Annotated in this window: 22 protein-coding genes; 8 read left to right on the forward strand and 14 right to left on the reverse strand. The window is 72.9% G+C overall.

Going from position 1 to position 22,595, the window contains the following annotated elements; all coding sequences use genetic code 11:
* Positions 1 to 18: 18 nt before the first annotated feature.
* Positions 19 to 1,041, forward strand: a complete 1,023-nt coding sequence (locus ACSQ2D_RS17195) for an SAM-dependent methyltransferase (RefSeq protein WP_435987140.1) — start codon at positions 19 to 21, stop codon at positions 1,039 to 1,041.
* Between the two features lie 5 nt (positions 1,042 to 1,046).
* The gene (locus ACSQ2D_RS17200; protein ID WP_435987141.1) at positions 1,047 to 1,580 is read left to right on the forward strand and encodes a copper resistance CopC family protein; all 534 of its coding nucleotides are present in this window, start codon (positions 1,047 to 1,049) and stop codon (positions 1,578 to 1,580) included.
* 18 nt (positions 1,581 to 1,598) lie between these two features.
* On the opposite strand, the gene ACSQ2D_RS17205 is transcribed toward ACSQ2D_RS17200, so the two are convergent.
* Positions 1,599 to 2,018, reverse strand: coding sequence for a VOC family protein (locus ACSQ2D_RS17205; RefSeq protein ID WP_435987142.1), 420 nt, complete (start codon positions 2,016 to 2,018; stop codon positions 1,599 to 1,601).
* A gap of 12 nt (positions 2,019 to 2,030) precedes the next feature.
* On the reverse strand, positions 2,031 to 3,257 hold the full coding sequence (locus tag ACSQ2D_RS17210) for a cytochrome P450 (protein ID WP_435987143.1): 1,227 nt from the start codon (positions 3,255 to 3,257) through the stop codon (positions 2,031 to 2,033).
* 81 nt (positions 3,258 to 3,338) lie between these two features.
* Here ACSQ2D_RS17210 and ACSQ2D_RS17215 point away from each other — a divergent pair, with 81 nt between their 5' ends.
* A complete protein-coding gene (locus ACSQ2D_RS17215) occupies positions 3,339 to 4,526 on the forward strand; it encodes an NADH-quinone oxidoreductase subunit D (protein ID WP_435987144.1) in 1,188 nt (395 codons plus the stop codon).
* Positions 4,527 to 4,534: 8 nt separating this feature from the next.
* Positions 4,535 to 4,762, forward strand: coding sequence for a hypothetical protein (locus ACSQ2D_RS17220; RefSeq protein ID WP_435987145.1), 228 nt, complete (start codon positions 4,535 to 4,537; stop codon positions 4,760 to 4,762).
* 106 nt (positions 4,763 to 4,868) lie between these two features.
* Here ACSQ2D_RS17220 and ACSQ2D_RS17225 read toward each other — a convergent pair whose 3' ends face one another.
* From ACSQ2D_RS17225 to ftsH, 5 genes are read right to left on the reverse strand one after another with little or no spacing between them, the layout of a single operon-like run.
* Positions 4,869 to 5,348, reverse strand: coding sequence for a DUF3180 domain-containing protein (locus ACSQ2D_RS17225; protein WP_435987146.1), 480 nt, complete (start codon positions 5,346 to 5,348; stop codon positions 4,869 to 4,871).
* Positions 5,345 to 6,232, reverse strand: a complete 888-nt coding sequence (gene folK / locus ACSQ2D_RS17230) for a 2-amino-4-hydroxy-6-hydroxymethyldihydropteridine diphosphokinase (protein ID WP_435987147.1) — start codon at positions 6,230 to 6,232, stop codon at positions 5,345 to 5,347. The genes ACSQ2D_RS17225 and folK overlap by 4 nt, the downstream gene beginning before the upstream one ends.
* Positions 6,229 to 7,146, reverse strand: a complete 918-nt coding sequence (gene folP, locus ACSQ2D_RS17235; RefSeq protein ID WP_435987148.1) for a dihydropteroate synthase — start codon at positions 7,144 to 7,146, stop codon at positions 6,229 to 6,231. Before folP ends, folK begins: the two co-directional genes overlap by 4 nt.
* Positions 7,147 to 7,192: 46 nt before the next feature.
* On the reverse strand, positions 7,193 to 7,765 hold the full coding sequence (gene folE / locus ACSQ2D_RS17240) for a GTP cyclohydrolase I FolE (RefSeq protein ID WP_435987149.1): 573 nt from the start codon (positions 7,763 to 7,765) through the stop codon (positions 7,193 to 7,195).
* Positions 7,766 to 7,768: 3 nt separating this feature from the next.
* Entirely contained in the window at positions 7,769 to 9,871 is a 2,103-nt protein-coding gene (gene ftsH / locus ACSQ2D_RS17245; protein WP_435987150.1) for an ATP-dependent zinc metalloprotease FtsH, read from the reverse strand.
* Between the two features lie 372 nt (positions 9,872 to 10,243).
* Between ftsH and ACSQ2D_RS17250 the strand changes: the two genes are divergently transcribed.
* Positions 10,244 to 12,382, forward strand: a complete 2,139-nt coding sequence (locus ACSQ2D_RS17250) for a GTP-binding protein (protein WP_435987871.1) — start codon at positions 10,244 to 10,246, stop codon at positions 12,380 to 12,382.
* A 129-nt stretch (positions 12,383 to 12,511) separates the two neighbouring features.
* On the opposite strand, the gene ACSQ2D_RS17255 is transcribed toward ACSQ2D_RS17250, so the two are convergent.
* The 5 genes from ACSQ2D_RS17255 to ACSQ2D_RS17275 all read right to left on the reverse strand — a co-directional run bounded on the left by ACSQ2D_RS17255 (position 12,512) and on the right by ACSQ2D_RS17275 (position 18,123).
* The gene (locus ACSQ2D_RS17255; RefSeq protein ID WP_435987151.1) at positions 12,512 to 13,336 is read right to left on the reverse strand and encodes a DUF1028 domain-containing protein; all 825 of its coding nucleotides are present in this window, start codon (positions 13,334 to 13,336) and stop codon (positions 12,512 to 12,514) included.
* A gap of 15 nt (positions 13,337 to 13,351) precedes the next feature.
* On the reverse strand, positions 13,352 to 13,903 hold the full coding sequence (gene hpt, locus ACSQ2D_RS17260; protein ID WP_020145118.1) for a hypoxanthine phosphoribosyltransferase: 552 nt from the start codon (positions 13,901 to 13,903) through the stop codon (positions 13,352 to 13,354).
* A 350-nt stretch (positions 13,904 to 14,253) separates the two neighbouring features.
* On the reverse strand, positions 14,254 to 15,252 hold the full coding sequence (tilS, locus tag ACSQ2D_RS17265) for a tRNA lysidine(34) synthetase TilS (RefSeq protein ID WP_435987152.1): 999 nt from the start codon (positions 15,250 to 15,252) through the stop codon (positions 14,254 to 14,256).
* Between the two features lie 21 nt (positions 15,253 to 15,273).
* Positions 15,274 to 16,380, reverse strand: coding sequence for a zinc-dependent metalloprotease (locus tag ACSQ2D_RS17270; protein ID WP_435987153.1), 1,107 nt, complete (start codon positions 16,378 to 16,380; stop codon positions 15,274 to 15,276).
* Between the two features lie 123 nt (positions 16,381 to 16,503).
* On the reverse strand, positions 16,504 to 18,123 hold the full coding sequence (locus ACSQ2D_RS17275; RefSeq protein WP_435987154.1) for a D-alanyl-D-alanine carboxypeptidase/D-alanyl-D-alanine-endopeptidase: 1,620 nt from the start codon (positions 18,121 to 18,123) through the stop codon (positions 16,504 to 16,506).
* A gap of 166 nt (positions 18,124 to 18,289) precedes the next feature.
* Between ACSQ2D_RS17275 and ACSQ2D_RS17280 the strand changes: the two genes are divergently transcribed.
* The gene (locus tag ACSQ2D_RS17280; RefSeq protein ID WP_435987155.1) at positions 18,290 to 18,808 is read left to right on the forward strand and encodes an inorganic diphosphatase; all 519 of its coding nucleotides are present in this window, start codon (positions 18,290 to 18,292) and stop codon (positions 18,806 to 18,808) included.
* 230 nt (positions 18,809 to 19,038) lie between these two features.
* Here ACSQ2D_RS17280 and ACSQ2D_RS17285 read toward each other — a convergent pair whose 3' ends face one another.
* Entirely contained in the window at positions 19,039 to 20,544 is a 1,506-nt protein-coding gene (locus ACSQ2D_RS17285; protein WP_435987156.1) for an MFS transporter, read from the reverse strand.
* 8 nt (positions 20,545 to 20,552) lie between these two features.
* Complete coding sequence (locus ACSQ2D_RS17290; protein ID WP_435987157.1) at positions 20,553 to 20,792, reverse strand: hypothetical protein; 240 nt, start codon at positions 20,790 to 20,792, stop codon at positions 20,553 to 20,555.
* Positions 20,793 to 21,023: 231 nt separating this feature from the next.
* Here ACSQ2D_RS17290 and ACSQ2D_RS17295 point away from each other — a divergent pair, with 231 nt between their 5' ends.
* Together ACSQ2D_RS17295 and ACSQ2D_RS17300 are read left to right on the forward strand one after the other, a co-directional pair.
* Positions 21,024 to 21,572 (forward strand): TetR/AcrR family transcriptional regulator, encoded by a 549-nt coding sequence (locus ACSQ2D_RS17295; RefSeq protein ID WP_435987158.1) that lies wholly within the window; start codon positions 21,024 to 21,026, stop codon positions 21,570 to 21,572.
* A 17-nt stretch (positions 21,573 to 21,589) separates the two neighbouring features.
* Positions 21,590 to 22,525 carry an LLM class F420-dependent oxidoreductase gene (locus ACSQ2D_RS17300; RefSeq protein ID WP_435987159.1) on the forward strand — a complete coding sequence of 312 codons (936 nt, stop codon included), beginning with the start codon at positions 21,590 to 21,592 and terminating at the stop codon, positions 22,523 to 22,525.
* Positions 22,526 to 22,595: the final 70 nt, after the last annotated feature.

Genomic DNA, 22,595 nt, shown 5'->3' on the forward strand with positions numbered 1-22,595 from the left:
CGCCTACAGTCGGCAGGCGTGGATCCCCTTCCCTGGCGCGAGGCGTGGCACGAGGCGTTGTATGCCGCCGGGCGGGGTTTCTACGTGGCGCGCGGTGGGCCGGCAGCCCACTTCACGACGGCCACGCACGGGCCGACCGGACGCGTGCTCGCCGAGGCCCTGCTGGCGCTGTGGGCCGCCGAGCACGGTCCAGCCCTCCCCTCGATCGTCGTCGACGTCGGTGCGGGCCGCGGCGAGCTCGCGACGCACCTCGTCGCCGCCCTCGAACACCTCGGGCCGAGGTGTGCCGTCGCACCGGGTCGCGCTGCATCACCTCCACCGCGGGTGGTGGCGGTGGACGTCGTCGACCGGCCGGAGGGGCTCGACGACCGGGTGGAGTGGCTCCGTTCCCCCGGTGGCGCAGCCCTGCCTCCGGAGCTCACCGGCCTGCGCGACGCCCTCGTCATCGCCCACGAGTGGCTCGACGTCGTGCCGTGCACGGTCGCCGAGGTCGACGCCGGCGGCACGGCGTGCGAGGTGCTCGTCGACCCCGGGACGGGCGTCGAGTCGCTCGGCCGCCCGCTCGGCGAGGCCGACCGGCTCTGGGCCGACGCCCACTGGCCCACGAGCACACCCGGTGACCGCCTCGAGATCGGCCTCGCCCGCGACGAGGCCTGGGCCGACCTCGTCTCACGCGTCGACGACGGCATGCTGCTCGCCGTGGACTACGGCCACACGGCGACGGCGCGTCCGCCCGAGGGGACGCTCACGGCATACGCGAGCGGTCATCTGACGACGCCCGTGCCCGACGGCTCGTGCGACGTGACGGCCCACGTCGCCATGGACACCCTCGACGCCGACGAGGTGCTCACGCAGCGCGAGGCGCTGCAGGCGCTCGGGCTGACGGGCGCCACGCCGCCGCACACGCTCGCGACCACCGACCCGCTCGGCTACCTCGCTGCCCTCGAACGGACGAGCACCGAGGCGCGGCTGCTCGCCCGGGACGGTTTCGGCGGCTTCCGGTGGGCGGTGAAGCGCGTCCCGGGGCACGACGTAACCTGAACGGCATGCGTCGTCTCGCCTCCACGCTGCTCGCCCTCGGACTCCTCGTCGCGCTGCCGAGCACGGCCTTCGCGCACGACGTCCTCGAGCGCACCAACCCGGCCGACGGCACGAGCGTCACGCAGCTGCCGGGCGCGGTCGTGCTCACCTTCTCCGAGGCCCCGCTCGCGATCGGCACCCAGGTCGTCGTCACCGGGCCGTCGGGACCCGTGTCGTCCGGCAGCCCGACGATCGAGGGCCGCGACGTCACGCAGGCCCTCGCGCCGAACGCACCCGGTGGCGACTACACCGTCTCCTACCGGGTCACCTCCGACGACGGCCACCCCGTCACGGGCACCTTCTCCTTCCACGCGACGATCGGGCTCGACGGGTCGACCGCGACGGCGGGCGCGACGGTGCACGTCAAGCCCGCCGCCGTCGCCGACGACGCGCAGGGCTCGCTCCTCGTGCCGATCCTGCTCACCATCGTCGGCACCGTCGTGCTGCTCGCGGTGGGCGGCTTCCTCGTCCTGCGTGGGCGCGGGACCGACCGCGCCTGACGCCTTCCGGCGAGCGGCTCAGTCGGGCTCCGGCCCCGACTCCGGCACGGGCTCGGGGAGCGGTTGGTTGAGGAACCAACGGTGCCCGAAGGGGTCGTGGAAGACGGCGAGACGGCCGATCGGCGGGTTGTCCTCGGGAGCCCGGTCGAGGGTCCCGCCCCCGTCCTGCACTCGGCGGCACAGGTCGTCGACGTCCGGCACGGTGAGGTGCAGCGTCACGGCGTTGCCGCGGGCGGGGTCCGGCGGGGCGACCCCGGCGGACTCGAACGCGTCGGACATCATCCACCGGGCGCCGCCGACGGCCAGCTCGCAGTGCCCGACGTGCCCGTCGTCCATGACGATCGGCTCGACGGTCACCTCCGCCCCGAGGTGCTCGCGGTACCACTCGATCGCAGCCCTCGAGTCGGCCACGCAGATGTAGGGCGTCAGCTCACCCATGTCGTTCTCCCGTCAGTCGGTGATCCGGTCAGGTCGTGCGCTCGGTGCGAGGACGAGCCGCTCGTAGCCCCGCAGCACGAACGTCGGTCGCCGCACCGCCTCGACGACCTCGAGCGGTCCCAGCCGCTCGAGCAGTGCGCGGGTCGAGATCTGCAGCTCCATCCGGGCCAGCGGCGCCCCGAGGCAGAAGTGGATGCCGGCGCCGAAGGCGAGGTGCGGGTTGGGCTCCCGCGACGCGTCGAAGCGGTCGGGGTCGGCGAAGACGGCAGGGTCGCGGTTGGCGGCGCCGAGCAGGGCCGCGACCTTCTGGCCGTGCCGGACCGTCACGCCGTGCAGCTCGACGTCGGCGGTGGCGGTGCGCTCGAAGAGGTGCAGCGGTGAGTCGTGCCGGAGCATCTCCTCGACGAGGCGCTCGACGGCAGCCGGGTCGTCGAGGCGGGCGATCACCGCGTCGCGCTGTCCGGCATCGGCGAGGAGCAAGGCGAGACCGTTGCCGAAGCCGTTGACGCTCGCCTCGTGCCCGGCGTTGAGCAGCAGCACGACGGTCGCGACGAGCTCGCGCGGCGAGAGGCGGTCGCCACCGTCCCGCTCCTGGACCAGAGAGGTCAGCAGGTCGTCGCCGGGGGCGGAGGCGCGCTCGGTCGCGAGCTCCTCGACGTAGGAGGCGAACTCCTCGCACGCGCGCTGGGCGTCGCGCTGGGCCTCGTCGTCCGGGTCGACCTCGTACATCCGGACGATGGCCTGCGACCAGTCGCGCAGCCGCTTCCAGTCCGAGGTCGGCGCGCCGAGCAGCTCGCAGATGACGAGGACCGGCAGCGGTTCGGCGTAGGTGGCGATGACGTCGACGCGGCCGTCGCGGTCGAGACTGCGCACGACGTCGTCGAGCAGGCCGGCCGCGATCTCCTCGACCCGTGGACGCAGCCGCGCCACGTGACCACGCCCGAAGGCTCCGGCGACGAGTCGGCGCAGGCGCGTGTGCTTCGGCGGCTCCGAGTCGAGGATCGAGTCGGCGTGCAACCAGTCGAACGTCGTCCACGCGTCGTCACCCTCGGAGCGCGGACGGAGGATCCGCCCGAGCCGCCGGTCGCGCAGGACGTCGTTGGCGGCCGCGTGGGTCGTCGTGACCCACAGGCCCAGGCCCTCGTGCCACAGGACGGGCGCCTGCTCACGGGCAGCGGCGAGCGCCCCGTAGGGCTCGGCCACGAAGGCGGGGTCGCGCAGGTCGAACACGTCGGTCACCCCCACACTCTGCCCGACCGGGCGTGCCCCCGGGAGGGCCACACGGCATACGACCACGGCGTGGGCCGTAGGCTCGGGCCCATGACGGAGACCACCGCCTCGTCGCCGAGCCAGCGTCAGGCCCTGACCGTCGGCATCGGCGCGGGCGGGCTCGCGACCGCCGACATGGTGCTCAACATCGGGCCGCAGCACCCCGCGACGCACGGCGTCCTCCGGCTGCGCATCGTCGTCGACGGCGAGCGGATCATCAGTGCCGAGCCGATCGTCGGCTACATGCACCGTGGCGCCGAGAAGCTCTTCGAGGTCCGCGACTACCGCCAGATCATCGTCCTCGCCAACCGGCACGACTGGCTGAGCGCCTTCTCCAACGAGCTCGGCGTCGTGCTCGGCGTCGAGCAGATGCTCGGCATGGAGGTGCCCGAGCGGGCCGTCTGGGCGCGCACCGCCCTCGCCGAGCTCAACCGGGTGCTCAACCACCTGATGTTCCTCGGCTCCTACCCCCTCGAGCTCGGCGCCATCACGCCGGTCTTCCACGCGTTCCGCGAGCGCGAGGAGCTCCAGGCGGTCATGGAGGAGGTCTCGGGCGGGCGCATGCACTACATGTTCAACCGCGTCGGTGGCCTCAAGGAGGACCTCCCGGCCGGCTGGATGGGCCGCGTCGACAAGGCGATCGCCAACGTGCGCAAGCGGCTCCCCGATCTCGAGCGGCTCATCGTCGGCAACGAGATCCTCGAGGCCCGCACGCGCGGGGTCGGGGTGCTGCCGCTGTCGACCGTCCAGGCGTACGGCGTCTCCGGCCCCATCGCGCGCGCCAGCGGGCTCGACGTCGACCTGCGCCGCGACGCGCCCTACCTCGCCTACGGGGAGCTCTTCGGCGACAAGGGCCCCGGTCGCGTCGTGACCCGGACGGCCGGCGACTGCCTGTCGCGCCTCGAGGTGCTCCTCGAGCAGGTGCACGTGTCGCTCGACCTCGCGCAGGCCTGCCTCGACCGCCTCGTCCAGCTGCCGCAGGGGCCGATCAACGTCAAGCTCCCCAAGGTGCTCAAGGTGCCCGAGGGAGAGATCTACTGCGCGACCGAGAACCCCCTCGGCTTCAACGGCTACTACCTCGTCTCCCGCGGCGAGAAGACCCCGTGGCGGCTCAAGCTCCGGTCGGCGTCGTTCAACAACGTCAGCGTGCTGAGCGAGATGCTGCCCGGCCAGCTCATCGCCGACATGGTCGCGATCCTCGGCTCGATGTTCTTCGTCGTCGGGGACGTCGACAAGTGAGGGGTCGTATGCCGTCCGCCCGGGTCTCGCGCGCCACCGTCCTGCGTGCCGTCGCCGTCACCGTCATCACCGCGACGGTCACGCTCGCGGCAGCCTGCTCCGACGAGGACACCGTCGACACGATCCCGCCGCCCTGGCCCACGCGGACGACGACGCCGGACGGGCCGCCCCAGCCGCCGTCGGTCGACACCACGCCGGCGCCCACCTCGACGATCACCGTCGCCGGCACCACCTGACCCGGCGACCCCGACGAACGGCAGATGGTGCTGCATCTGGTGGTGTCATCACCCCACCAGATGCAGCACCATGACGCACACCATCGAACGGGCCGCGACGCGAGGATCAGACCGGCGGCTGGTCGTCGTCCTCGTCGTCGCGGGGGCGCAGTCGGCACCAGCTCTGCACGAGCATGCCGGTCACCGCGAGGAGCAGCGCCACGACGGCGTGCAGCACGAACGGCAGGATGCGCCCGCGCTGGGAGTCGACGTCGGCGTCGGGCAGCAGGACGAGCGCGTTGGCGAGGTACCAGCCGACGAGGACCGACCCGGTCAGGGCCCCGGCCTGGCCGAGCACGAGCGTGCGGGCGGCGCGGAGCGGCGTGATGGCGGGGTTGGGCGAGCCGTCGCGGACCTTGCGCACCTGCCAGCCGGCGAGGACCAGCCCGCCGGTCAGGAAGAGCATCGCGGCGGCGCCGACCCATCCCGGCTCGGGCACGGCGCTGCCGCCGGACATCATCCAGCGCAGCGCGAGCCACGCGACCACGGTCATGGCGAGTCCCGCGAGCACGAGGGTCGTGACGCGGATACCGGAGTGGGGTCTCACTGCTGCTCCCATCGGGGACCGGGACGAACGCCCGATCGGTCGAGGTCGGCCAGGAGGTCGGCCACCGGTCGTATGCCGTCACGGCCCTCGGAGACGCGCAGCGTGGCTCGCGGGTCGGCGTCCAGCCACGGCACGAGGACGAACGCGCGCTCGTGGGCGCGCGGATGGGGCAGGGTCAGCTGCGGGTCGTCACTGACGACCTCGCGGTGTCCACCGGGAAGGCCGTACTGGACGAGGTCGAGATCGAGCGTCCTTGCGCCCCAGCGGATCTCGCGGGTGCGCCCATGCAGTGACTCGATGCGGTGGAGCTCGACGAGCAGGTCGCGCGGATGCAGCAGCGACCGGGCGGTGACGACGGCGTTGAGGTACTCGGGCTGCTCGGGACCACCGACGGGGTCGGTGGCGACGATGTCGGAGACCGAGGTCACGGTGAGCCCCGGCAACGCCGTGAGAGCGGCGACCGCGTCGGTCAGCGTCTGTCCGCGGTCGCCGAGGTTGGTGCCCAGGGCTATGACGACGTGGGCGGCGTTCCTCCGCTCGACGCAGACCTGGACATCGGTGAACGGGTGACCGACCGGCGCCTCGGGCTTGTGCACGACGACCTCGACGGACTCGACGAGGTCGTAGCGCAGGACGTCGTCCGCGATGACCTCGGCGAGGCGCTCGATGAGGTCGAAGGACGGCCCCGTGATCCGGGCGACGACGTCGTCGGCCACCTCTGCGTAGTTGACGGTGGCTCCGAGGGCGTCGGTGCGCCCGGCCGGCGCGAGGTCGCAGACCATCGTCACGTCGACGAGGAAGGTCTGTCCGTCGCGCTTCTCGACGTCGAGGACGCCGTGGTTGCCGCGGGCCGAGACGCCCTGCAGCACGATGCGGTCGGTCATCGGTCGAGGCCCTCGCTCAGGTCGTCGGTCAGGTCGTCGGTCGGGTCGTCGGGGACGTGCTCGAGCGCGGCCTGGACGACGGTGAGTGCACGCACCGTCGAGGCGACGTCGTGGACGCGGACGCACCAGAGCCCTGCCATCGCGGCCATGACCGACGTGGCGGTCGTCTCGACGTCACGCTCGGCGGCAGGCCGGGGGGCCTCGCCCTCGTCGCGTCCCAGGCGCCCGAGGAAGGTCTTGCGCGAGGCGCCGAGCAGGATCGGCTGGCCGAGGTCGTGGAGGGCGGGCAGCGCCGCCATGAGGGCCCAGTTGTGGTCGGCGTTCTTGGCGAAGCCGAGACCGGGGTCGAGGACGAGGTGCTCCTCGTCGATGCCACCCGCGAGGAGGGCGTCGCGCCGCTCCCCCAGCTCGCGCAGGACGTCCTCGACGACGTCGTCGTAGACGGCCCGCGACTGCATCTCGGTGCTGTGCCCGCGCCAGTGCATCGCGATGTAGGGCAGCCGGTTGGCGGCCACCCAGGGGACCATCTCGGGGTCGGCCAGACCACCTGAGACGTCGTTGACGATCGAGGCGCCGGCGTCGACGGCGGCCCGCGCGACCGACGCACGCATCGTGTCGACGGAGACCACGGCCCCCTCGGCGGCCAAGGCCGTCACGACGGGGACGACGCGGCGCAGCTCCTCCTCGACCGACGGGCGCTCGGCCCCCGGACGGGTGGACTCGCCGCCCACGTCGACGATGTCGGCGCCGGCGGCGTGCACGTCACGCCCGTGCGCGATGGCGGCGTCCTGCTCGAACCACTCCCCGCCGTCGGAGAAGGAGTCGGGCGTGACGTTGACGACCCCCATGACGAGCGTGCGGTCACGCACGCCGAGCAGGGACGTCGCGTCGAGGTCGGGGCGGCGCGCGGTCATGGGCGCCATTGTGTCGTGGCCGGTGGTGCGGGTGTCGGGCCGTCGGTCACTTGTTGCCCTCGAGCATGAGCGCCATGGCCTCTGCTCGAGTGGCCGGGTCGCGCAGCTGGCCGCGCACCGCCGAGGTGATGGTGCTCGCGCCGGGCTTGCGGATGCCTCGCATCGACATGCAGAGGTGCTCGGCCTGGACCACGACGATGACGCCCTGCACGTCGAGGTGCTCGACGAGCGCGTCGGCGATCTGAGACGTGAGCCGCTCCTGCACCTGGGGGCGGCGGGCGAAGACCTCGACGAGCCGGGCGAGCTTGGACAGCCCGGTGACCCGGCCGTCCTTGCTCGGGATGTAGCCGACGTGCGCCACCCCGTGGAAGGGCACGAGGTGGTGCTCACACGTGCTGTAGAGCTCGATGTCCCGCACGATGACGAGCTCCTGGTGGTCGATCTCGAACGTCGTGCCGAGCACGTCGGCCGCCGTCATGTCGAGCCCGGCGTAGATCTCGGAGAACGAGCGGGCCACCCGGCCCGGGGTGTCGAGCAGACCCTCACGGTCGGGGTCCTCACCGATGGCGAGGAGCAGCTCCCGCACGGCCGCCTCGGCGCGCGGCTGGTCGATCGCCACGCCTCAGCCCTTCTCGTCGGGGTTGACCGGACGGTCGTCCGGCACCTCGATGACACGCTCCGCGGGGTGCTCCTCGGCGAGGGGGTGCGCCCCGACGGCGGCAGCCTCGTCGATCTTGTCCTTGATGACCTTGTCGGCCGGCACCGGCGGCGGCAGGTGGCCGTTCTGGCCGGAGCCGTTCTGGGCGGCGATCTCGGCCGGTGTCAGGACCGGCGGGCGGTCGCTGAGCTGACGGGTCTGGGACGAGAGCCAGGTCGGGCGGGCCGGCTGCTTGACGACCGGCTTGAAGAGCTCGGCGAGCTCGTGGACGTTGAGCGTCTCCTTCTCGAGCAGCTCGAGGACGAGGTGGTCGAGCAGGTCGCGGTTGGCGTTGAGCGCGGCGTAGGCCTCGTCGTGGGCCGTGTCGATGAGCGAGCGGACCTCCTCGTCGACGATGCGGGCGACGTCCTCGGAGTAGTCGCGCTGGTGGCCCATGTCGCGACCGAGGAAGACCTCACCGGTGCTCTGGCCGAGCTTGATGGCTCCGACGCGCTCGGACATGCCGAACTCGGTGACCATCTTGCGGGCCATGCCCGTGGCCTTCTCGATGTCGTTGCTCGCGCCCGTCGTCGGCTCGTGGAAGACGATCTCCTCGGCGACGCGCCCGCCGAGGGCGTACGCGAGCTGGTCGAGGATCTCGTTGCGGGTCGTGGAGTACTTGTCGTCCAGCGGCATGACCATCGTGTAGCCGAGGGCACGACCACGCGGGAGGATCGTCACCTTCGTGACGGGGTCGGTGTGGTTGAGCGCCGCGGCGACGAGGGCGTGACCACCCTCGTGGTAGGCCGTGATCTTGCGCTCCTTGGCCGACATGATGCGGGTGCGCTTCTGCGGTCCGGCGATGACGCGGTCGATGGCCTCGTCGAGGGCCTCGTTGTCGATGACCTTCTTGTCGCTGCGGGCGGTCAGCAGCGCGGCCTCGTTGAGCACGTTGGCGAGGTCGGCACCGGTGAAGCCGGGCGTGCGGCGGGCCACGGCCAGCAGGTCGACGTCGGCCGTGACGGGCTTGCCCTGGGCGTGCACCTCGAGGATGCGGTGGCGGCCGATCATGTCGGGCGCGTCGACGGCGATCTGGCGGTCGAAGCGGCCCGGACGCAGCAGCGCCGGGTCGAGGATGTCCGGACGGTTGGTCGCCGCGATGAGGATGACGTTGGTCTTGACGTCGAAGCCGTCCATCTCGACGAGGAGCTGGTTGAGGGTCTGCTCGCGCTCGTCGTGCCCGCCGCCCATGCCGGCACCACGGTGGCGTCCGACGGCGTCGATCTCGTCGACGAAGACGATGGCGGGGGCGTTGGCCTTGGCCTGCTCGAAGAGGTCGCGGACGCGGCTCGCGCCGACACCGACGAACATCTCGACGAAGTCGGATCCGGAGATCGAGTAGAACGGCACGCCCGCCTCACCCGCGACGGCGCGGGCCAGCAGCGTCTTGCCGGTACCGGGCTGCCCGTAGAGCAGCACGCCCTTGGGGATCTTGGCGCCGACGGCGAGGAACTTCGCGGGCTCCTGGAGGAACTCCTTGATCTCCTCGAGCTCCTCGATGGCCTCGTCGCAGCCGGCGACGTCGGCGAAGGTGACCTTCGGGGTGTCCTTGGTGGCGAGCTTGGCGCGTGACTTGCCGAACTGCATGACGCGGTTGCCGCCGCCCTGCATCTGGCCCATGAGGAACCAGAAGAGGCCGAGGATGATGATGATCGGCAGGATCGAGAAGAGGAGCGAGCCGAACCAGCTGGGCTCGTCGATCTGGTCGTCGACGCCCTTCGTCGGCGGCTTGGCGTTGAGCGCCTCGACGACGTCGGTGCCGCGGGCATCGACGTAGTAGGCGTAGACCGACTTCGCGTCCTTCACGGTGCCGTCGGGCGAGGTGTAGGGCGTCTTGAGGGTCAGCTCCATGCGCTCGTTGTTGAGCAGCTTGGCCGACTCGACGTTGCCGTCGGTGATCTGCTTCATGGCAGCCGAGGTGTCGATCCGGGGCGGGCCGGACTCGGAGAACATCATGCCGAAGACGAGCGCGCTGATGAGGACCAAGATCCACAACAGTGGTGTGCGCAGAATCCGCTTAGCGTCCATGTACGTGCGGGGCCTGTGGGGCCCCGGTCCTCCTGCTCGTCCGGTGAGTTTGTCCACCGGCACAACGTCCGGCGAACTACCAGTGTTCCGCATGCAGCGGACCCATGACCAACCAGCCCACGCAGGGTTCGACGTCCCGCCGGTGGGCGGACGCACCGCGCGCGTATGCCGCGTGCCGGGCTCCCGGCCCAAAACCGGTTGCCGCTCGCTCCCCCGCCTTGCTGCACTGGGGACGTCGACGGTCCCGTCGACGTCAGGCACGGCCGAGGAGAGAGGGCACCGGGATGCGCCGCAGCTTCATGTCACCCGAGCAGGTCACCCACACCCACGCACAGGACATGGAGCACCGTGGACACCCCACCCACCCCACCCGTGCGTCCCGGACGCACCCTCGGTCTCGGGATCCTCGCGCACGTTGACGCGGGCAAGACGAGCCTGACCGAGCGCCTGCTGCTGCACGCCGGCGTCATCGCCGAGCTCGGCAGCGTCGACGACGGCAGCACGCAGACCGACACCCTCGCTCTCGAGCGCGCCCGCGGGATCACGATCAAGGCCGCCGTGGTCTCCTTCGAGCTCGGCGAGCCGGACGACCCGGTCACCGTCAACCTCGTCGACACGCCCGGCCACTCGGACTTCATCGCGGAGGTCGAGCGCTCGCTCGCCGTGCTCGACGGAGCCGTGCTCGTCGTCTCGGCCGTCGAGGGCGTGCAGGCCCAGACCCGCGTCCTCATGCGGGCCCTGAAGCGCCTGCGGATCCCGACCGTGCTCTTCGTCAACAAGGTCGACCGCACCGGCGCCCGCACCGACGAGGTCATGCGCGAGGTCGTCGAGCGGCTCGCAGTCACGCCGGTGCCGCTCGGCCGGGTCGTCGACGAGGGCACCCGCGGCGCCACGGTCGTCCCGGACGGGCTCGCGGTCCTCGGGCTCGCGGACGGCGCCACGAGCGACCTCGACGGGACGGAGCCGGCCCGGGAGCGCCTCGTCGAGGCCCTGAGCCGGGCCGACGACCGCCTGCTCGCCGACTGGGTCGACGCGCCGCACCGCATCGACGGGAACCGGCTGAGTGCAGTTCTCGACGAGCAGACGCGCCGAGGACTCGCGTGCCCCGTCCTCCTCGGCTCGGCGATGACCGGAGTCGGGGTCGAGGACCTCGCCCGGGCCCTGCCGGACCTGCTGCCGGCGAGGACCCCCGACCCCGAGGCACCCCTCGCGGCCACCGTCTTCGCGATCCAGCGCGGCGACGCCGGCGAGAAGGCCGCCCTCGTCAGCGTCACCTCCGGCTCGCTGGCCGTGCGCGACCGGGTGGTCGTCCACGACGGTCGGACGGTGGGCACGGTGGGCACGATGGGCACCAACCGGGGCACACGGCATACGCCGTCGGTCCCCGGCGACGACGACGTGCGGTGCCGCGAGGAGCGGGTCACCGGGCTCTCGGTGCACGCGCGGGGCGCGGTGCGGCGGGTGGCGCGGGTGCCCGCCGGACGCATCGCGCGGGTCGTCGGCCTCGAGCGGGCCCGCATCGGCGACCTCGTCGGCGACGTCGCGCTGGCCAGGCCGCTCGTCCACGAGTTCTCGCCGCCGACGCTCGAGACCGTCGTCGAGGCGCGCGACCCCGCCGAGCGCGCGCTGCTGCACACGGCGCTGACCCGGCTCGCGGAGCAGGACCCGCTCATCGACCTGCGGCACGACGAGGTGCGCGGCGAGACCCACGTGTCGCTCTACGGAGAGGTGCAGAAGGAGGTCATCGGCGCGACGCTCGTGGCGGAGTACGCCGTGGCGGCGAGCTTCAGCACGACGACGGTCATCTGCCGCGAGCGCGTCACCGGGTCGGGGGCCGCGTTCGAGGTCATCGACGTGGCGCCGAACCCGTTCCTCGCGACCGTCGGGCTGCGCGTCGACCCCGGACCGCCGGGGAGCGGCGTGCGCGTCGCGCTCGAGGTGGAGCTCGGCTCGATGCCGGCGTCGTTCTTCACCGCCGTCGAGGACACCGTCCGCGCGACGCTCGGCCAGGGGCTGCACGGGTGGCTGGTCACGGACTGCGTCGTCACGATGACGCACTCGGGCTACTGGCCGCGGCAGAGCCACATGCACCAGAAGTTCGACGCGTCGATGTCGAGCACGGCCGGCGACTTCCGCGCCCTGACGCCGCTCGTGCTCATGGAGGCGCTGCGCCTCGCGGGCACCGCGGTCGAGGAGCCGGTGCACCGCTTCGACCTCGAGCTGCCGAGCGACGTGCTCGGCGCGGCCCTGACGATGCTCGGGCACGTGCGGGCGACGCCGCGCGAGACGACGGTGCTCGGACCGGTGACGCGGCTGCGGGGCGAGGTGCCGGCGGAGCGCCTGCACGAGCTGCAGCAGCGCGTGCCCGGCCTCACGAGCGGGCTCGGCGACCTCGTGACGGCGTTCGACGGCTACCGCCCCGTCGTGGGTCCGCCGCCGACGCGGTCACGCACCGACCTCGACCCGCTGCACCGCCGCGAGTACCTCCTCCGCCTGGCCGGCAAGCTCTGAGCCCCCGAGCTCCCCACCGAACGCCGCGTTCGGTGCCGAACTCAGTGTTCTGACGGTGCGTTCGAGGTCGAACGCGGCGTTCGGTCGCGCAGCGTGGGGTCGCGCAGCGTGGGGTCGCGCAGCGTGGGGTCAGTCGGTGGCGGCGCGGAGGGCCTCGAGGACCCGGCGGTCGATGCCGTCGGGGCTGAGGCGCGCCTCGTAGTTCGCGTTGCCCGCCCAGTCGGCGAGAGCCGTCGCGACGTCGGCGTCGGTGAACCCGGCCCGAGCCAGCCGCCCGCGCACCTCGTCGGCGAGCTCGCCCTCGAGCGGCGCGACGTCCTCGGGCTTGCCGAAGTACATCTCCCAGTCCGAGAGCAGGCGCCCCAGCTCGGTCACCGGGTCGGCGTGGTCGTCGACGCGCAGGTCGGCGAGCACCCCGCACGCGTCGTAGCCGGAACCCGGCTCGACGGCATACATGGCTGCGCTCTGGCGACCGCGCGAGTCGCCACCGGCGGCGTCGCCGGCCACGAGCGCGGCGAGCAGGCGGCGCGCGAGCGGCTCCCCCGCCGTGTCGTGCCACGCGCGCTCCATGGCCTCGACGACCTCGGGCCCGGTGAGGATGTTGCCCTGGATGGCGTAAGCCGTGTCGCCGTCGTCGCGTGCGACGCCGCCGGCCCAGTCGTTGCACTCCGAGCCCGTGAAGGTCGCGGCCGAGGCGAGCCCGACGACGCCGACCTGGCGGGTCTCGCGACCCTCGTCGAGCGCCGTCGCCGCGGAGAGCGCCTCGTCGGCGGGCTCGCCGTCAGCGAGGCGCCCGAGCAGCTCGTCGAGGTAGGCGACGCGGGCGAAGGACTGCGTCGCGACCGCGCCCACGCCGAGACGGGCGGCCGGGACGACCGCCCCGACGGCGAGGAACTTGCTCGCGACGGCGATGCCGTGCGCGTCACCCTGCCGGGCGACGATCGAGAAGGTCACCGGTGGCCCTCGCCCTCAGGCGTAGACGTGCGGGGCCAGGGTGCCGACGCAGCGCAGGTTGCGGTACTTCTCGGCGTAGTCGAGGCCGTAGCCGACGACGAACTCGTTGGGGATGTCGAAGCCGACGTACTTGACCGGGATGTCGACCTTGACGACGTCGGGCTTGCGCAGCAGCGTGCAGATCTCGACCGAGGCCGGCTTGCGCGACTCGAGGTTGGACTTGATCCACGAGAGCGTCAGGCCGGAGTCGATGATGTCCTCGACGATGAGCACGTGACGGCCGCTGATGTCGGTGTCGAGGTCCTTGAGGATGCGCACGACGCCGGACGACTTGGTGCCGGAGCCGTAGGACGAGACCGCCATCCAGTCCATCGGCGCGGTGCCGGGCAGGGCTCGCATGAGGTCGGCCATGACGACGACGGCACCCTTGAGGACTCCGACGAGGAGGAACTCCTTGCCCTCGTAGTCCCTCCAGATGTCGGCGGCGAGCTCGGAGAGGCGGGTCTGGATCTGCTCCTCGGTGAGCAGGACCTTGGCCAGGTCATCTCCCATGTGCTCGTGGTCCACGAAGGCTCCTCAGTGCGTTGCGGGGGTGGTGCAGGGTCGTGCGGGGCGGGTCCATTCAACCGCACGCGGGCGGGTGCCGTCCCCGCCGGGGAGGCGGGCCGCGCCGGCTCAGCCGAGCAGCCGCCCGAGCCACTCCTCCAGGCGGGCGTATGCCGTCTGCTCCGTCACGACGACGCCGTGGTCGCGCACGCCACGGCCCCCAAACCGTCGGGCGGTGGGGCGTCCGGACCCACTTTCGCGCGCCACGGCCCTCAAAGCGTCGGGTCGTGGGGCGTCCGGACCCACTTTCGCGCGCCACGGCCCCCAAACCGTCGGATCGTGACGTGGGGGCCCTCTGGCTCGGACCCCGCTCAGGCGTTGGCGGTCTGCCGCAGCGGGCTGAAGACGATGGCCCCACCGGTGCGCGCGACGGCGATGCCGCCCGGCACGTGGAGCGGGCCCTGGCCGTGCCACGAGGTGAGGAGCGCGTCGAGCGACTCGACGTGGGCGGCGCTGACGTCGGCGAGCGGTGCGCCGGCCTCGGCGGCCAGCAGCCGCCAGACGCGCGTGCGGATCGCCCGCGGCAGGGCGGCGAGCGCGTCGAGGTCGACGCCCTCACCGCCGGGGCCGGTCGGCAGGTCGGCGCGGGCCCGGACGGCCAGGCTCTCGAGGTAGTCGGCGTCCTCGCGCAGCAGGTCGGCGCTGCGGGCGAGCGCTGCCCCGAAGCCGGGGCCGAGGTCCGACTCGAGGGTCGCGAGCAGGCGGCGGGCACGGACCCGGCGGAACGAGTCGTCGCTGTTGTGGGGGTCGTCCCACGGGCTGATGCCGTAGGCCGCGCAGGCGGCGAGCGTCGTGGCGCGCGGCAGGGCGAGGAGGGGACGGACGAAGCGGTCGCGGCGCACCGGCATACCGCTGAGCGAGCGCGCGCCCGACCCGCGGGACAGCCCGAGCAGCACCTGCTCGGCCTGGTCGTCACGGGTGTGACCGATGAGCACCATGGTGGCGCCGACGCGGTCGGCGGCCGCCTCGATGGCGGCGTAGCGGGCCGACCGGGCGTCGGCCTCGAGGCCGGCGCCGCTCGTGCGCACGTCGGCACGGACGACCTCGACGGGGTCGAGGCCGATCTCGCGGCACAGCGCGGCAGCCTCCTCGGCGACCTCGGCGGAGCGCTCCTGGAGGCGGTGGTCGACGACGACGGCGCCGGCGCGCACGCCGGAGCGCGGTGCCTCGAAGGCCAGCGCGGCGGCGAGCGCCACGGAGTCGGGACCGCCCGAGCAGGCCACGAGGACGACACCGCCCTCGGGGACGTCGGCGAGGTGCTCACGCACCGCGAGCCGGGTGGCGGCGACGGCGGGGTCGGGACCGGGCATGTCTGCGGGACCTCGCATCGCTCAGCCGTGGACCCGACGCACCCAGGCGTCCGGATCGACGATCTCGGCCGCTCGCGGGAGCGTCTCGGGTGAGGTCCACACGGCGTTGAATCCGTCGCGGCCCACCTGGTCGGTGACGGCCCGCACGAAGACGGCACCGTCGCGGTACTGGCGCATCTTGGCCTCGAGGCCGAGGAGCTTGCGCAGCAGGCGGTCGATGCCGACCGAGCCGCTGCGGCGCTCGTCGAACTTGCGGCGGATCTCGCTGACGCTCGGGATCACCTGGGGCCCGACGGCGTCCATGACGACGTCGGCGTGGCCCTCGAGCAGGGACATGACGGCGGTGAGCTCGGCGATGCGAGCCTTCTGCTCGGGGGTCGCGAAGAGCTGGCCGATGCCCTCGCCGGAGCTGAACACCTCGGGGAGGTTCTTCGTCAGCTGCTCGAAGCGCTTGGAGAGGTCCTCGGGGGTCGGCGCGAGGTCGACGGCGAGAGCCTGGGTGCGGGAGACCATGTGGTCGCGCAGCCAGGGCACCGCGGTGAACTGCACCCGGTGCGTCTCCTCGTGCATCGCGACCCAGCGCCGGAAGTCGGTGGGGTCGACCTCGAGACGTCGCTCGGTGGCGACGATGTTGGGGGCGACGAGGAGCAGCCGGGGCGTGCCGCCGGGGGCGAGGTCGTACTGCCCGAGCACCTTGCTCGACAGGAAGGCGAGCAGCCCGCCCATCTCGGCGCCGGTGACCTTGCCGCCGATCGCCGCGGCGGTCGCGCTCGTCGACGACTTCTTCGTCGCGTTGAGCTTGTCGACGACGGGGTCGAGCATCGACCTGAACGAGTCGACGTTGGCGCTGATCCAGCCGGCGCGGTCGACGACGAGGGGTGCCGGCGCGTCGGCGGGCGCCGTCAGCGCACTCGTCTCGGCGACCGGCGCCACGGCGGACGCGGCGGCCGCGCGCAGGTCGGCGACGATGGCCGCGGCCTCGTCGCTCGAGACCTGGGGACCCGGGTTCACGATCGCCCGTCCGGTCCGCTTGGCGAACTCGTAGTCGACGGACGCGGCCGGTGCACCACCCCCCGAGCCATCGGGACGTCCGGCGTCCACGGGGGTCGGGAGGGTCGTGTCGGTCATGCCAGCCCTTTCGGTGCCGTGACGGTGTCGACGTCGCGCGAGGTGTCTGGGAGGCCCAGCCGGCCACACGGAGAGGTCACGACCACCGTCGTGCACCAGGACCCCGAGCGGCCCACCGGCCCGTCAGCGGCACCCGCACGAGGCGATCGCCGCTACAAAACGGTCCAACGCCGCTCGCGCGTCGTTGGTTCCCACTCCGGCGACCATACCCACGAACACGAGGAGCCGACCGTCGTCGTCGACGACGCTCCCGGCGAGCGCGTTGGCGCCGGTCAGGGTGCCCGTCTTGGCCCGGGCACGGCCTGCCGCGTCGTGCTGGGCGCCGGTGAACCGGTCCGCCAGGGTGCCGGTGAGCCCACCGATCGGGAGGCCGTCGAGGGCCCGCCGCAGCACGGCGTGCTTCCCGTCGTAGCCGAGCACGAGCACGTCGGACAGGAGCGAGGCTCGGACGCGGTTCTCGCGGGAGAGACCGCTCGCGTCCGAGAGGGTCACGCCGGTCGTGTCGAGGCCGAGGGCCGCCACCTGCGAGACGACCCACGCGCCGACCCCAGCGAAGTCGGTGCCGGCGCCCGAGCGGTAGGCCGCCTGTCGGGCGAGGATCTCGGTGAGCGCGTTGTCGCTGTCGGTGAGAGCCAGGGCCAGCTGCTCGCGCACCGGCGCGGACTCGACGCTGCCCAGGACCGAACCCGGGCCGCTCGCCGGCGCGGTCGGCGTGCCGGTCGCGGCGGTCGGTGACGGCGCACCGTCGGCGGCCGTCGCCCCGTCCGACGCCGTCGCTCCGTCGGACGCCGTCGCCCCCTCGGACGATGTGGCGGACGGCCCGCCGGTGGTGCCAGGCGTCGGCATCGGCGAGCCGGGGACCCCCGGAGCCTGACCGCGCGCGGCCAGCGTCACGTCGACCCCGCGCGCCTCGAGCTGCCGGGCGAAGGCCGCCCGGGTGGAGGCGACGGGGTCGGCCGGGCCGGGCGCCCCGCCGCGAGCCCGCTGCGTCGACAGCCCGAGCATCGCCACGGCGCCGGTGATGCCGGAGCTGCGGAAGGTCGAGGCCCACGTCGGCGCCGTCGTCGGCCCGGCGGCATACGTCTCGTCGACGTAGAGCGTGACGTCGGTGGTGCCGCGGGCCTTGAGGGCCGTGGCGACCTGCTCGGCGAGGTCACGCAGGCCGGCGCGGCCCGCGACCGCGTCGGGGTCGCCCTTGCCGGGGCCCAGCAGAGAGTCGCCGCCGGCGACGAGGACGATCTCGTCGGGCGTGTCACCCTCGCGCACGACGGTGCGCAGCGTCTCGTCGGGCGCGAAGGTCTGGCCGATGGCCGCGGCGGAGAGCAGCTTGGTCGTCGAGGCCGGGATGCGCAGCTCGTCGCCGCCCTGGTCGAGCAGGACCTCCCCGGTCTGCCCGTCGCGCACGACGAGGGCCGAGTCGCGCAGCGCCGGCAGGGCGCGCACCGAGGCGAGGGCCTGCTCGATGCCCGCGGCCGTGGGGGCGGCGGTGTCGCCGGCCAGCGAGGGCAGCGGCGGCGCGACCGAGGTCGACAGGGTCGGCTGCGGGACCGAGGGCAGCGTCCGCGTCGCGACCGTCTCGGTGGGCGGGGGCGGCGGCAGCGGCTGGACCGTCAGCGCGCCGGGCGCGGCGTCGGCGACGTCGAGGACGGCATACCCGAGCAGGATCGCGACGACCGACCACGCCGCGGCCATGCCGTAGGTGAGGCGGGGACCGCGTCGCCCCGGCTGCGTCTCGTGCGCCATGGCGCGTCACCCCCTGTCCGTCGTCCGTCGCTGTTTCGCGCTGTTTCGCGCAGAGACCGCCCTTGCTGACACACTGTCGCGGACGATTCTGTCAGCCGCCGACGGGTGCTCCGGCACCCGAGCCGCACCCGAGACAGCACCCGAAGACCGTGAAGAAGGGGAAGACGTGGAGTTCGACGTCACCATCGAGATCCCGCGCGGACAGCGCAACAAGTACGAGGTCGACCACGAGACCGGTCGGATCCGTCTCGACCGCTACCTCTTCACGCCGATGGCCTACCCCGCCGACTACGGCTACATCGAGGACTCGCTCGGCGAGGACGGCGACCCCCTGGACGCTCTCGTGCTGCTGCCCGAGCCGGTCTTCCCCGGTGTCGTCGTCGAGGCCCGCCCGATCGGTGTCTTCCACATGACCGACGAGGCCGGCGGCGACGACAAGGTGCTGTGCGTGCCCGTCGACCCGCGCAACGTCGACGTCCAGGACATCAGCGACGTCAACGAGTTCACGCTCAAGGAGATCCAGCACTTCTTCGAGCGCTACAAGGACCTCGAGCCCGGCAAGCACGTCGAGGGCTCCGACTGGGGCAACCGGGAGGCCGCCGAGAAGATCATCGGCGAGGCCTTCGAGCGCGCCAAGGAACAGGGCACCTCGACCGCCCGCTGGGCGATGCCGCAGGGCCACTGAGCCTGCCGCTCCCCTCGGCTTCGCGCCGGCGTATGCCGTGTGCCCGACCCCCGCAGCCCAGCCGGGCCGCGGGGGTCGCGTCGTCTTCCGGCAGCGCCCGCGGTCCGTCGGGGCGTGGCTGCGGGCTCGACGGGCCTCCCGCTCGATGAGGCCGCAGATGGTGCTGCGTCCGGTGGGGTGATGACCCCGCCGGACGCAGCACCATGCGCCGTTTCACGCCGAGCGGGCCGTCAGCTCGCCTCGGCACCCTCCGCCGGGGCCGCGGCGGGCACGGCGGCCGTCTCGCGCGAGGGCTCGGCCGGCGCCGCCACGGCCGGCGCCGGGCGGGGACGGAGCACGAACGCCGCGACGAGCAGCGCCACGAGGGTGAAGGTCGCCGACGTGAGGAACGCCGGCTCGACGCCCGGCACGAGCTGGCCGGGGACCGCCTGCGACGCGTAGACGCTGACGATCGCGGCGAGGCCCACGGCGCCACCGAGCTGCTGCGCGGTCTGGAGCAGCCCGGAGACCGTGCCGGCCTGGGCGCGGTCGACGCCGCCGAGGACGACGACCGTGACCGGCATGAAGACGAGAGCGGCGGAGACGCCGTTGAGCACGAGCGCACCGAGGAGGTGGGCGGCATACGTGCTCGTCGTCGACATGGTGCTCAGCCACACGAAGCTCGCCGTGAGCCCCAGCGTGCCCACGAGGAGCATCGGCCGCGGCCCGACCTTGGCGACGAGGCGGGCGCTGACCCGCGACGTCGCGAAGATCGCGAGGCTGAGCGGGAGGAACGCGGCGCCGGTCGCGACCGGGCTGAAGCCGAGGACGAGCTGGAGGTACTGCGTCACGAGGAAGAACGTCGAGAACTGCGCGCCGACGACGAGCGCCATGAGCACGAGGGCTCCGCCGCGCGTGCGGTTGCGGACGAGGGCGAGCGGCAGCAGGGGCGAGCTGACCCGGCTCTCGGTGCGCACGAAGAGCGCGAGCAGGGCGAGTCCCACGACGAACGACGCGAGCGTCAGCGGCGCCGTCCACCCACGGTCGGCGGCGCTGATGAATCCGTGGACGACCGAGACCGAGCCGAGCGTGGCGGTGACCGCTCCGACGACGTCGAAGCGCCCGCGGACTCGGGGCGTCTCGGTGACGAAGCGGCGGGCGAGCACGAGCACGACGGCGCCGATGGGCACGTTGACGAAGAGGGTCCAGTGCCAGCTGACGAAGTCGGTGAGGATGCCGCCGAGGAGCAGGCCGATGGACGCGCCGGCCGACGAGACGGCCGTGAAGAGGGCGAGTCCGCGGTTGCGGGCTGCCTCGTTCGGGGCGCTCGTCGTCACGAGGGCGAGGACGCTCGGTGCGGCGAGCGCGGCGCCGACGCCCTGGAGGGTGCGCGCGGCGATGAGCCAGGCGGGCGACGTGGCGAGGCCACCGAGGAGGCTCGCGACGGTGAAGATCGCGAGGCCGATCTCGAAGCTGCGCAGTCGGCCGAAGACGTCGCCGAGACGGCCGCCGAGGAGCAGCAGACCGCCGAAGGCGAGGGTGTAGGCGTTGAGCACCCAGGAGAGGCCGGCGGGGGTGAACCCGAGGTCGGTCTGGATGTGCGGGAGCGCGACGTTCACGACGGTGGCGTCGAGCACGAGCATCAGCTGGGCGACGAGGACGACGCCGAGGCCGATGGCGCCGCGACGGGCGGCACGCTCGGCTGTGGAGCGCTGGGGTTGTCGGGTGACGGATGGTGCGGTGGTGGTGGTCGACATCTCTGACCTCAGGATTCGTGGTGCGAGGACGGGTGGCGCGAGCTCTCGTCGGTGAGGTCGCGGGCCATGGGGGTGAAGGAGGTGGCGCGGGTGCGGCGGCGGCGCTCGCCGGCGCCGGCACCCTGCGTGCCGTGGGAGCCCTCGGCTCCGTGGGTGCCCCGGGGCACGAGCGGCGCGCGGTGCGTGGTGGCGAGGTGCGACAGGTGGACGCGACGGGCCTGTCGGGTGGGCTGGATCGTGGTGGTCATGGGTGCCGGACTCCTCTGTGACGACGATCGGCGCTACGATTAGCGGAGAACCACTCCGGTTCTGCTTGGACCACCATACGGAGACTGTCTCCGTTTTTGCAAGGAGGATTTCTCGTGACGCCTGCCGGAACCGGCAAGGCGACGCTCGATCCGTCGCCGGAAATCGTTGGCAGCCAAGGGAACCCAGCCGACGCACCCGCTCAGGAGAGCGACGGGAAATCACCCCGCCCGATGCGTGCCGACGCGAGGCGCAACTACGACAAGATCCTCGCGACCGCCCGGATCGTCTTCACCGAGCGCGGCACCGACTCCTCGCTCGACGAGATCGCCAAGCGGGCCGGGGTCGGCCCGGGCACGCTCTACCGCCACTTCCCCACCCGTGAGGCGCTCGTCGACGCGCTCATGCAGGACTGGACCGACCGCGTGTCCGCCGACGCCGATGCCGCCATCGCCACCGGCCTACCGGCACGGGAGATGCTGCTCGGCTGGTTCGAGCACTTCATCGACCACATCACGCTGCACCGTGGCGCGGCCAGCAAGATCTGCGCCGCCATGGACGACCCCGCGTCCCCGATGTACCGCAAGTGCCGCGTCATGGGCGACGCCAACCGCCGCGTCATCGACCACCTCGCCGAGGATGGCGACCTGCGCCCGGGCGTCGACGCCGCCAACGTCATGCGCCTCGTCAGCGGCGTCGCGAGCGTCGCCGACACGAGCCACACCGACCTCGACGTGCGGCCCATGCTCGAGGTCGTCGTCGACGGGATTGTTCGCGGCTGACGCGTCGTTGCAGGGACATGACCGTCGACCTGCACCTCTTCACCGAGCCCCAACAGGGCGCCACCTACGGCGACCTGCTCGCCGTCGCCCGCGCCGCCGAGGACCTCGGTTTCAGCGGCTTCTTCCGCTCCGACCACTACCTCGCCATGGGCGGGGACGGCGGAGCCGGACCGACCGACGCCTGGACCACGCTCGCCGGCCTGGCGCGTGAGACCTCGACGATCCGCCTCGGCACGCTCGTCACGTCCGCGACCTTCCGCCTGCCCGGCCCGCTCGCGATCCAGGTCGCCGGCGTCGACCAGATGAGTGGTGGACGGGTGGAGCTGGGACTCGGCGCGGGCTGGTTCGAGGCCGAGCACACGGCATACGGCATCCCCTTCCCGCCGCTCGGCGAGCGCTTCGACCGCCTCGAGGAGCAGCTCGCGGTCATCACCGGACTCTGGACCACCGAGGCCGGGAAGACCTTCAGCCACAAGGGAACCCACTACCCCGTCGTCGACTCCCCCGCCCTCGCCAAGCCGGTGCAGGCCGGTGGCGTGCCGATCATCATCGGTGGCGGCGGCAAGCGGCGCACGCCGGCGCTCGCCGTGAGGTATGCCGCCGAGTTCAACGCGCCGTTCGTGTCGGCCACCGACGCGGGCCGGCTCTTCGAGCGGGTCCGTGGGGTGGCTCGCGAGGCGGGTCGGGAGCCCGGCTCGCTGAGGTGCTCGGCGGCGCAGGTCGTCTGCGTGGGCAGTGACGACGCGACGCTGCGACGCCGGGCCGGCGCCATCGGTCGCGACCTCGACGAGCTGCGCGACAACGGCCTCGCCGGCTCCCCCGACGAGGTCGTCGAGAAGCTCGCGGCGTTCGAGGCGGTCGGGGCCGAGCGGGTCTACCTCCAGGTCCTCGACCTGTCCGACCTCGACCACCTGTCCGACGTCGCGGACGGCGTGCTGCGCCAGCTCACCTGAACCACCAGGTCCTGAGCCACCCGGCGCCCGCCCCCCCCACTCGAGTGAGCGCCCCGCCCCACGGCGATGA

It is taken from the genome of Terrabacter sp. LjRoot27 (assembly GCF_964254175.1).
Taxonomy (GTDB): Bacteria; Actinomycetota; Actinomycetes; order Actinomycetales; family Dermatophilaceae; genus Terrabacter.